Source organism: Moorena sp. SIO3I6, from assembly GCF_010672095.1.
In genome coordinates, this window is sequence record NZ_JAAHHU010001273.1 from 1 (window position 1) to 1,467 (window position 1,467).

The 1,467-nt window shown below is 45.2% G+C and carries 3 protein-coding genes and 1 pseudogene; all 4 read left to right on the forward strand.

Annotated features, from left to right (window positions below; translation table 11 throughout):
• The coding region (locus tag F6K49_RS48465) for a hypothetical protein (RefSeq protein WP_293109825.1) at positions 1-299 on the forward strand (299 nt) is incomplete at its 5' end.
• A 110-nt stretch (positions 300-409) separates the two neighbouring features.
• Positions 410-634: a hypothetical protein gene (locus F6K49_RS48470; RefSeq protein WP_293109827.1), complete on the forward strand. Its 225-nt coding sequence runs from the start codon at positions 410-412 to the stop codon at positions 632-634.
• Positions 600-920: an ISAs1 family transposase gene (locus F6K49_RS48475; protein WP_293109829.1), complete on the forward strand. Its 321-nt coding sequence runs from the start codon at positions 600-602 to the stop codon at positions 918-920. The genes F6K49_RS48470 and F6K49_RS48475 overlap by 35 nt, the downstream gene beginning before the upstream one ends.
• Before the next feature lies 1 nt (position 921).
• Positions 922-1,314 (forward strand): annotated as a pseudogene (locus F6K49_RS48480) (ISAs1 family transposase); the annotation flags it as partial.
• Between the last annotated feature and the right edge of the window lie 153 nt (positions 1,315-1,467).

A 1,467-nucleotide genomic window follows, 5' to 3' on the forward strand; every position in this document is an offset into this window, starting at 1 on the left:
TGAGTTTTTATACACACACAAATGTTAAAGAGGTAGGTACTATGACTAACAATCCCGGTGGATTTTCTGTAAGTGGTTCTGTAGGCGGTGATATCCACAACCTTCAACAAGGTGACAATAGCAAAGCCAATCAAGGTGACAATAACCAGCAAGGTGACAATAACACTCAAGTAATCCAAGGTCAAGGTGCTGCATCAGCCCAAGAACAGCTAACCAAAGAGCAGGTTATTGAGTTGTTAGCAAAACTCGACAAACTGGTTCAGGGTAATCGCATTGAACTTGGTATAAATTGTACTTGACAAAAGAAACAAAGAGTGGAATAAAACTTTCCGACAATCAAGGCTGTGTTGCACAACTGACGAAGCTACCATAATAGGGAAGAACAATTCCCATTTCCAGGTCACTAATCATGGCAAAAGGCTTTGGCAAGGGCGTTATGACATCCATTGAAGAACCAGAGGCAGAAATCCTCAGAAAAAGCGTCATTAAGCATTTTCAACATTTGCAAGACCCGAGAGTGGGTTCAAGGAAAGCTCATAGTCTAGTGGCAATTATCACCATAGCCAACAAGCGCCATACTCTCAGGAGCGGAGGGGTTTGTGGGAATAGAAACCTATGGAAAAGCAAAGCTTGAGTGGCTAGAGAAATTTCTGGAAATACCCAATGGAATTCCTTCACACGATACCTTTGGAAGAGTATTGTCCCAGCTAGAGCCAGAGGAACTCAACCACAGCTTCCTCAATTGGATTAGCAGCATCACAGAGAAATTAAATCTGGAGATGATTCATATAGATGGTAAGACAGCCAGAGGCTCCTATGACCGGGAAAAGAAGCTCAAAGCGTTGCATAGTGTCAGCGCCTGGAGTAGTGAGCATAGTTTAGTGCTAGCAAGCGCAAAAAGTAGAGAGCAAGTCCAATGAAATGACCGCAGTGCCACGAAGGCTGTTGTTGCTCAACCTCAAGGGAGCTGTAGTCAGCTTGGATGCTATGGGTACTCAAATAGAGATTGTCCAGGAAATCCAGCGGGGAGAAGGGGACTATGTCCTGGCTCTCAAAGGTAATCAAGGTCAGCTCTGTGACCAGGTAAAAGCTTGGTTTGACCAAGCTCAAGCTCACCATTGGCAGGGGATTGACTACAGCTATGATCAAACGACTGAAAGTGGGCATCATCGCCTGGAAACCCGGGAAGTTTGGGCAGTGCCAGTAACTCAATTACCACCTTTACATCGCCAAAATCAGTGGTTGGGTTTAACCACAGTGGTGATGGTTCGCTCTTACAGACAATTATGGAACAAAACAACCACAGAGGTGAGGTTGTACCTCAGTAGCTTGGAAGCGGAGGCCCAGCGGCACAATCAAGTGATTCGCTCCCACGCTTTGTATTGAAAATAGCTTACATTGGGTTCTTGATGTCACCTTTGATGAAGATGCCAGTCGAGTACGTCAGGGTCATGGTGCAGAAAACCT